Genomic DNA, 9,059 nt, shown 5'->3' on the forward strand with positions numbered 1-9,059 from the left:
TACACGGCGCCCGTGGGGCCGGTCAGGAGGCGATGTCTTGGGACTGCGGATCCATTTCGGTGCCGACGACCTCGCGCGGACCAGACTCGCGCAGTCGCCCGACCCGATGTGGGAGGTGCTGCTCAGCCTGCACATGCTCCAGACCAACGACGGCCCGCTGGTGTTCGACCGGTGGCGCCGCTCGGTGCGCGGCAGGCTGGGCCCCGGCGCGCGGCGCCTGCTGGCGCTGGCCCCGCCGCTGGGCTACTCGCCGGACTTCCTCACCCCGGCGGCCGGCGCGGGCGGCATCGACCTGGGGATCAGCGCACTGCTGTCCACGCCGCGCGCCCGGCTGCGGAACGACCTCACCGAACTCGCCCTGTCCAAGGGGCGCGTGGCGCCCTGGATGCGCGGCATCGCCGACGGCGACGTCGAGGCGCTGACGGGACTGGGCGACCTCATCCGGTCGTACTACCGCCTGGCCCTCGCGCCCCACTGGTCGAGGATGACCACCGAGTTCGGCGCGGACCTGGCCGCGCGCGGCCGGGCGATGCCGGCGGCCGACCTGCCCGCCGGCGCTTTCGACCACCTGCTGCGGAACCTGCACCCCGGACTCGAGTGGCAGCGCCCGGTGCTCATCATGAACGGACCGCATGTGGAGGGCGACTTGCACCTGGACGGGCGCGGACTCCTGCTGCTGCCCTCGTTCTTCTGCTGGCGGAAACCCACGGTGCTGCGCAGCCACGACCTGCCGCCCGTCGTGGTCTATCCCATCGAGCACAGCCCCGTCCAACTCCTCGCTCCCGCCCGGGAGTCCGCCGGTCGCGGGCAGGGGCTGGAGGCGTTGCTGGGGCGGACGCGGGCGGTGCTGCTGGAGGCCGTCGCCGGGGGCGGCACCACGACGGAGCTGGCCCGCACCGCCGACATCGCGGCCGCGACCGCCAGCCACCACGTCTCCGTACTGCGCGAGGCCGGGCTGCTGGTGACCCGGCGGGTGGGCGGCGCCGCCCACCACACCCTCACGCCGCTGGGCGTCCAGCTGCTCAACGGCCGCCGGGTGGCGTGATAATGACGCGCCGCCGACCTGCCGGATTAGACACCCGTCGAATGCCGTGGCCGCCCGGCGCGCAGCAGCGGAACCTGATACCCCGGGGGATGCGGGGAAGAGACGGGGGATCGACGTGCGAGGACGTGAGCCGGGAGGATCCGCACGGCGGGCAGCGCCATGAGCGCGCCGCCGGCGGGAGTTCGGGTGCCGACGGGGGTGGGCGCGGGCGTCGCCGTGTACGACCGTGACTCCGGCACCTTCACCGAACGGCTCGCGCCGGACGCGCGGTTCCGGTCGGCGTCAGTGGTGAAACTGCTGATCGCGCTCGACCATCTGTGGGACCGCGGTCCGGTGGACGTCCTGCCGCCGGACGACCGCACCCGGCTGGCCGCGATGCTCGCGAGCAGCGACGACAACGCGGCCGGCCACTACTGGGAGCGGAACGGGGGGACCGGTGTGATCACGCGCATGGTCTCCCGTCTCGGGCTCACGGGCACCTCGGGGCCGCCGCCGGACTTCCCCGGCCACTGGGGTTTTTCGGCCATCACGGCGGCGGACACCGTCCGCGTCTGGTGCCACCTGCTGGACGAGGCACCCGCGGCGCTGCGCGACGCGGTGCTGGGCCCGCTGCGGCGGGCCACCCGGTACGGCACCGACGGTTTCGACCAGTCCTTCGGGATCCCGTCGGCCTTCGCGCGGCCGTGGGCGGTGAAGCAGGGCTGGTCGGGATTCCCGTCGGCCGCCGCCGCCCGCGCGAAGGGCGCGGGCAGGGACGGGGTGGACCTGGACCGGCCGGCCCTGCACACCACCGGGACGGTGGGTGCGGACGACCGCGTGGTGGTGGCCGTCCTCACGCTGCATCCGCCCGGCACGGCGTACGGAGCGGCGTGCGCCGTGGTGACGGAGCTGACGCGGACGTTGAGGGCGCCGGGTGCGGTGACGTCTTGACGGCGCGTCGGTTTGCCCGGTGCTCCGTCTGGCGGCCCGAGGAGGGGCGCAAACTCACCTTGGTCAACACGGGAGTTGACGGCACCGGCCGTGACGACCACTCTTCCCTACTGACTCTATGGTCAGTTTTTCAAGAGCTTTGAGAGGCGCATTCGAGTGAACTTGGGGCGCGCGATGATAGCACTGTGCGCCCTTACGCCCCCCACGGCTCGGTGATCTCCACCCATGGCCACGTCAACCGCCGGTATGAATTGTTGACGTGCCCCGAGCAAGAACGGCATTGGGGGGAGACGGGAAGGGTGGGACGGAATCCGTGATCCGAGTTCTACTGGTGCACGACACCTCGCTGCTGCGCACCGCCCTTGCGGAGCTGATCGGGAGACAGCCGGATCTGGAGGTCTACTCCGCGCCGTGGCGCCGCGCGACGGCCGCCGTGCGGACCGTCCGTCCGCGGGTGCTGCGTGGTGGACATGGACAGCCCCGACGCCGGTGGCCACCGGTGGTCTGCGGGAGCTGTCCGCCGGGCGGGGCGCGGGGGACGCGATGCCTGCCCTGCTGGCCCTGGCGAGCGTGGAGCGCCCGGGGCCGCTGCGCCGGGCGTACGAGGAGCGGGCCTTGGGGTACTTGAGCAAAAACGCTTCCCCGGACCGGCTGGCCGAGGGCATACGGCATGTCGGCCCAGGGCGAGCGCTACATCGACGAGTCGCTCGGCTACGGCTTCCTCGAAGCGTCGGAAATCCCGCTCACGAGACGGGAGCTGAGCGTGCTGTCACTCGCGGCCGAGGGCGCCTCCGTCGGGGAGATCGCCCGCAGCCTGCACCTCTCGAACGGGACCGTGCGCAACTACATGTCCGCGATCACCCGCAAGACAGGGGCGCGCAATCGGGTCGACGCGATAAGGATCTCGCGGGTCGCGGGCTGGGTGTGACGACGTCTCTGCCGCCGCGTCGTCCTCGCCGCCCATGAGGTCGCGGTACAGCGGGGAGACGCGCAGGAGTTCGGCGTGCTCCCCGTACGCCGTGTGCGGCCCGTCCATCACCAGGATCCGGTCCGCGCGCAGTGCGGAGGCGGCGCGGTGCGCGATGACGACCAGCGTGCCGCGGCCGTCTCCGTCTCCGGCGACGGCCGGCCGCCGGGCGAGGGCGCGCTCGGCGCGTGCCTCGGCGGCCGGGTCGAGGTGGCACGTCGCCTCGTCGAGCAGGGCGATCGGGGCGGGGGAGAGGTAGGCGCGGGCCAGTGCGATCTGCTGGCGTTCGCCGGCGGAGAGCTCCGCCGGGGCGATGGGGGTGGCGAAGCCGCCGAGCCGCTCGACGAGCCGTTCCATGCCGATGGCGCGGGCGGCGTCCGCCAACTCGGCCTCTTGGGGGCCGGGTCTGCCGCAGGTATCCGAGGTTCTCGGCGAGCGTCCCCGAGAACACGTACGCCTCCTGCGGGATCAGCAGCCGCAGCGCCCGCGCGGCGTCGCTGTGCGCGGGCGCCCCTCCGAGGGAAACGCTCCCGGCACTCGGAGCGAGCAGACCGGCCGCGAGACCGGCGAGGGTCGACTTGCCGACGCCGCTGGGACCGACGACGGCGAGGTGCCCGCCCGGGGGGATGGTGAGGGTGAGGTCGTGGACGACGGGGGCGGCGTGGGGGCCGTAGGCGAAGGTGAGGTGGTGGAAGGTGAGGTCGGGGGGGTGCGGGGGCGAAGCCCCGCCCTCCGTGCGGAGCGCGGGGCCCGGCGCGGCCGGCGCATCGCGGGGTGGCGCAGGGGCGGCAGCCCCTGTGGGAAACGGAGAAAGGGCGGGGGTGGCGAGCGCCAACCGGCGCAGAACCACCGTCAGCCGCGCCCCACTCGTCCCCACCCCCCGCACCAGATCCTGCAACGCCGGCAGCAACGACTGCGTCAGATACGCCAGCGCCCCCACCAGCGCCCCCGCCGTCACCCCCCGATCCAGCAGCCACGGCGCCGACACCAGCAGAAGCACCACCGGCAGCCGCCCCGCCACCGTCAGCGCCGCGACCCGCGCCACCGACCACCGCGCCAGCGAACCCGCCACGGCCCGCTGCGCGTCGACGAGCGCCCCCACCTCCGACCGCACCCGCGCCCCGGCCCCGCCCGCCGCGACGTCCCGCACCCCTTCGCACACCTCTCCCAGCGCCCGGGCGATCTCCTCGTCCGCGACGAGGAACGCCTCCTGGCGCCGGGCCAGCACCCGCAGCGTCGCCGCGAAGAGCGCCAGGCCCAGCACCAACGGGCCCGCCACCACCGGCAGAAGCGCCGGCGCGAGCAGGAACAGCCCGGTCAGCGCGCCCGTCGCCGTGAAGACGAACGACCGCGTGACCATCAGCAGCCCGGCGAACGCGTCGCGCGCGATCTCCACCTGGTGGGTGAGGCGGGAGACCGCCGCGCCGTCCCCGTCGTCCAGGGCGCGGGCCACCACCCGACGGACGAGCGCGTCGCGCAGCGGCTCGACGACGGTGGCCAGCGCCGGATACGTCCGCCCGGTGCCGTACGCCCCGGCGAGTACCGCGAGCGCGCGCGGTGGCCAGCCAGGCCAGCCCCCGCGCCGGTCCGGCCGGCGAGGAACCCCCCGTCCAGGGCGTGCGCCAGGGCGTAGCCCAGGGCGAAGGTGTGGGGCCGCCTCCAGGGCGGACCAGCCGGCCAGCCGGGCGAGCGCGCCGCGCCGGGCGGCCAGGAACCGGAGCCCGGCGGAAGGGAGTTCGGGCAGGAGTTCAGACAGCACCGAACACCGCCCGGTACTCCGGCAGCCGCCACAGCTCGGCGTGTGTGCCCGTGGCGCGCAGGCCGGCCGTCGTCGAGCCAGGCGACCCGGTCGGCGCGGGCGGCGGTGGAGGCGCGGCGGGCGACGATGACCCGGGTGCGGGCGGCGACGTCGTGCGCGAGGGCCCGGCCGACCTCCCGCTCGGTGGGGGAGTCGAGGCCGGACGTCGCGTCGTCGAGGACGAGGACGCGTCCCGCGTGGGCGAACGCCCGGGCGAGGCCGAGGCGTTGGGCCTCGCCGCCGGACAGCGGCGCGGCCGTGCGCGGCGTGTCGTACCCCTCGGGCAGCCGCCGGACGAACCCGTCCGCGCACGCGGGCCCGGGCCGCGGCCGTCACCGCCTCCCGGCCGGGGTCGAAGACGCCGAAGGCGAGGGCGTCGCCGACGGTGGCGCCCAGCAGCGCGGGCCGTTCGAAGGCGTGGCCGACGGCGCGGCGGAGTTCGTCGTGGGAGAGGTCCGGCAGGGGGACGCCGTCGAGGGCGACGGTCCCGGAGTCGGGGTCGGCGAGCCGCCCGGCGAGTGCCGCGAGCACCGACTTGCCGCTGCCGGAGCGGCCGACGACGGCCAGGGAGGTGCCGCCGGGCACGACGAGGTCGACGCCGTCCAGGACGGGCCGGCCGCCGCGCACGGCGCCGACGCCGCGCAGCTCCAGGGTGCCGGGCCCGGGCGGCAGCCGGAGCGTGCCGTGGCGCACGGCCGGGACGGCGAGGACCTCGGCGATCCGCCGGCCCGCCGCCCGGGCGCGCACGAGGGCGCCGATCCGCCCGTTGAGCATGCCGACCCCGGTGGCGAGGACGGCGTAGCGGGACGCGGCCAGCAGGTCGCCGACGCTGATCCGCCCCCGGGACAGCAGCACCCCGGCGACGGCCAGGACGGTGATCTGGAGCAGCGGCACGAGGGTGACGGCCGGGCGCCGGCCCGGCCCTGGACCCGCCACATGCGGTGCCCCTGCCGGGAGAGCCCGCCCAACGGAGCGAGGATCCGGGCGCGTTCCGCGGCCGGCGGTCCCGGCGGCCGCGATGGTGCGGGCACCCACGACGGCCTCGGCGAGCCGGCCGGCGATGTCCCCCCTGGATCCGCTGGTACCGCACGGCGCAGTCGGTGGAGGCGCGGGCGAAGGACCGCAGCAGCAGGAAGAGCAGGGGCGCGCCCGCGAGGAACGCGGCGGCGAGCCAGGGGTCGATCACGGCGAGGGCGACGATCGCGCCCAGCGGGCCGACGACCGTCGCCGCGGTGGTGGCCACGGTGGGCGGGGGCGGACGCGGCGTCGGCGGTGTTGCCGACGAGGCGCGTCACGAGGTCCCCGGGCGGGATACGGGCGGTGACGCGCGGCCCGGCCGCGAGGGACGTGGCGCAGCAGCCGGTGGCGCAGCCAGGCGGTGGAGCGGGCGGCGGTGGTGCCGCCGAGGAGGTCGGTCAGGGCGTCCAGGACGGCGGCCCCGCAGATCAGCGCGGCGCACAGCGCGACGTGGCGCCCGGCCCCCGGCGTCCCGGGCCAGGAGGAGGTCGAGGGCGCGGCCGAGGGCCGCGGGCAGCAGGAGCCCGGCGCCGGTGGGACAGCAGACCGGCCAGGCCGAGGACGGCGGCGGGCATGGCGGCCTGCCGGACCGCGCCGCGCAGCACCCGGTCGCCGTCGGGGACGGCGTGGGCGGGAGCGGTGCCGGGAGCGGTGCCTCTACGGGGCATGGCTGGCCTTCGCGTCGGTGCGGGCGTGCCCCGGTCGGCCCCCATGGGGAGGGGGCCGGCCGGGGCCGGTCATGCCGGACGAGCCGTCACGGACCGTCTGTCACAGACACAGCAGAACGCTGGCGGCGCTGATGCAGGAGAGCAGGCTGACGGTGCTCTGTCCGCCGTGGCCGCCGTCGTTGTGCTCGGACTCCATGTTCTGCAGGTCGAGAAGAGCCATGATGTTTCCTTTCCTGGGGACGGTATTGGTGCGCGGTGCCACTCGGTGGCGGCACCGGGTCTAGGAGCCCGCGGAGGCGGGCGCGCCCTTGAGGGGCGGGAGGAACGGCAGTTGGGCGGGGCGGGCCGCCGAGCGCGGCGCTCAGGGCCAGCAGGCAGCCGGCCGTCCCGGTGGCGAGGTCCATCGAGAGCCGCATCATCTGGTGCCCGGGGAAGGCGAGTTCGCCCCGGTAGTCCATGGCGTACCAGCCCATGCCGCGGGTCTGCTCGGCCGCCTGGTCGCGGGTGACGGCGGGGGCGGTGGTGCGGTTCAGGTGCAGGACCATCCCGGCGCGTCCCTGGAGCAGGCCGGGCTGGGCGTAGAAGCGGGACCGGGCCGCGGTGAGGATGCCGTCGCGGGCGGTGGCGAGGCCGGGGTCGGCGTCCCGGCCGTCACCGGCCAGGGCCAGGAAGTCGTCGAGGACCATGCCGATGCCCGCGCTGCCGTCGCCGACGTACGGCATGTGTGCGCCAGCCCTCGTCGACCTGGGAGGCCGCCGGTCTCCGTCGTCACGCACCGGTCGAGGTCCGAGCGGAGCGCGGCCTCGGCGAGGGTGAGCAGCTCGGGGGCGCCGGTCCGCTCGTACAGGCGCAGGAAGAGCAGCGCGGGTCCGGTCGCGCCGCGCATCAGCCCGGCGCGGCGCCCCGTGGGGGCGTCCTCGGCGGTCATGCGCTCGGCGAGCGACCGGGCGGCGGCCAGGGCCTGTTGGCGCAGGTGCGGCTCGCCGGTCGTGGCGGCCAGGTGGTCCAGGACGAGCCCGATGCCGGCCACGCCGCCGCGCAGGTCGGGGGTGAGCCGCAGCCAGTTCTCGCGGAGGACGGTGTCCATCAGGTCGAGGGCGCGGCCGGTGTGGCCGAGCCGGTCGAGGACGAACGCGACGCCGGCGACGCCGTCGTAGAGGCCGAGCGGGGTGCCCGGCGGCAGCGGACCGGTGTGGTCGAGCAGCCAGCGCTCGCCCGCCTCGTACCGCTCGGCCCCGGCCTCGTCGAGGGCGTAGAGCACCCCTGCGGCGCCGTGCGCCAGGCCGAGTCCGCCGCCGTCGCCGAACTGGGCGATGTCGCCCGGGAAGAGGCGGTCGTCGCGGTCCGGGGTTGGCGGAGGCCAGGATGGCGCGGACCATGGAGTCGCGGCTCGCGGGCCAGTCGTCGGGCGCGGGCGGGCGGGAGCGGCTCGTGGGGGCGGTGTCGCGCAGGATCTCGGCCACGGCCTCGTCGAGGAACTCCCTTGGTACGGGGAACTGTTCGGCGATCACCTCGGCGAGGTGCGCGGCCTTGCCCCGGTCGATGACGAAGAGCGTGGTGACCGGCAGGAACAGCGCGAGCCGCAGACACGCCAGCGCGTACCGGTCCACGTCGGCGCCGCGGCGGTCCGGCGGGGCGAAGAAGCCGGGGTGGGCGACCACCTGCCGGCCGTGCTCCGCCGCGTCCGCCGCAGCCTCGAAGTCGATGAGCTGCACGGAGCGTTCGTCGGGCGCGACCATGATGTTGAACATGTGGAGGTCGTTGAAGACCAGCCCCGTGCGTGCACGGCGGCCACGGCCTCCTCGACGGCGCGGTGGATCCGCAGCGCCCACTCGGTGTACGCGGCGGTGGCGTCGGGGTCGGGCGCGGCGGTGAGCAGCGGGTGGCGTTCGCCGAAGAAGGAGTTGAGGGGCTTGCCCTCGACGAAGTCCATGACCAGGAACCGGTGGTCGCCGAGGGTGAACCAGTCGCGCACCTCCGGCGCGACGCCGAGCCCCGACAGCCGTTCCAGCGCGTCCTTCTCGCGCTCCAGCCGGGCGATGGCGTCGGCCCCGTCGGCCGCGAGACCGGCGTACGGGCGGCCCTCCTTGAGGACGACCCGCCGTCCGTCGCGGGTGTCGGTGCCGCGGTAGACCCCGCCGCCGTTGGAGAAGTGCAGGGCCTTCTCGATGCGGTACGGGAGATCGGCGACCGTGGTCGCGTTGCGCGCGGCCAGGTGCGGGGCGAGGAACTCCGGGAGGGTCACCCACGACGGCACCTGGAACGCCGGCTCCCTGAGGTCCGGGACGAGGTGCCCCTCGCCGTCCTCGACCGCCGGGACGAGCGTCCCGTGCCCGTCGACGCAGAAGCGGCGGACGAACGCGCCGTAGCGGACGTAGAGCGGACCCTCGTGCCAGCGCAGGTCGGTGAGGATGTACGGGCCGGGCCGGCCGCCGACGATGCCGTGCAACTCGTCGAGCACGGTGCGGAGTTCGCCTTCGTCCACCGGGTAGACCGTGATGAACTTCCCGCTGTGGTCGCGGCCCGCGTACTTGGTGTTGCGCAGGTGCAGGAGGTGCGGCGCCGGGACGAACTTGAACGGGATGCCGCGCGGGACGCAGTAGTCCCAGACGTCGGCCGCGGTCTTGTCCGCGG

The 9,059-nt window shown here is 75.4% G+C and carries 5 protein-coding genes and 4 pseudogenes; 3 read left to right on the forward strand and 6 right to left on the reverse strand.

All coding sequences use genetic code 11. The annotated features are described in order from the left end of the window. The first annotated feature begins 37 nt into the window (after positions 1-37). Positions 38-1,045, forward strand: a complete 1,008-nt coding sequence (locus tag ABD794_RS10650; protein ID WP_344962637.1) for an ArsR/SmtB family transcription factor — start codon at positions 38-40, stop codon at positions 1,043-1,045. Positions 1,046-1,204: 159 nt separating this feature from the next. Next, positions 1,205-1,975: a hypothetical protein gene (locus tag ABD794_RS10655; protein ID WP_344962639.1), complete on the forward strand. Its 771-nt coding sequence runs from the start codon at positions 1,205-1,207 to the stop codon at positions 1,973-1,975. Between the two features lie 325 nt (positions 1,976-2,300). Here ABD794_RS10655 and ABD794_RS10660 read toward each other — a convergent pair whose 3' ends face one another. Further along, complete coding sequence (locus ABD794_RS10660; protein ID WP_344962641.1) at positions 2,301-2,447, reverse strand: hypothetical protein; 147 nt, start codon at positions 2,445-2,447, stop codon at positions 2,301-2,303. Positions 2,448-2,645: 198 nt separating this feature from the next. Between ABD794_RS10660 and ABD794_RS10665 the strand changes: the two genes are divergently transcribed. Continuing rightward, entirely contained in the window at positions 2,646-2,903 is a 258-nt protein-coding gene (locus tag ABD794_RS10665) for a response regulator transcription factor (protein WP_344962643.1), read from the forward strand. A 315-nt stretch (positions 2,904-3,218) separates the two neighbouring features. Here ABD794_RS10665 and ABD794_RS10670 read toward each other — a convergent pair. The 5 genes and pseudogenes from ABD794_RS10670 to lanKC all read right to left on the reverse strand — a co-directional run. After that, positions 3,219-3,299, reverse strand: a pseudogene (locus tag ABD794_RS10670) (hypothetical protein); the annotation flags it as partial. A gap of 64 nt (positions 3,300-3,363) precedes the next feature. Further along, positions 3,364-4,302: pseudogene (locus tag ABD794_RS10675) on the reverse strand (ATP-binding cassette domain-containing protein); the annotation flags it as partial. Between the two features lie 388 nt (positions 4,303-4,690). Beyond that, positions 4,691-6,425: pseudogene (locus tag ABD794_RS10680) on the reverse strand (ABC transporter ATP-binding protein). Between the two features lie 100 nt (positions 6,426-6,525). Next, positions 6,526-6,645, reverse strand: a complete 120-nt coding sequence (locus ABD794_RS10685; RefSeq protein WP_344962646.1) for a SapB/AmfS family lanthipeptide — start codon at positions 6,643-6,645, stop codon at positions 6,526-6,528. Between the two features lie 60 nt (positions 6,646-6,705). Next, positions 6,706-9,059 (reverse strand): annotated as a pseudogene (lanKC, locus tag ABD794_RS10690) (class III lanthionine synthetase LanKC); the annotation flags it as partial.

It is taken from the genome of Streptomyces thioluteus (assembly GCF_039535865.1).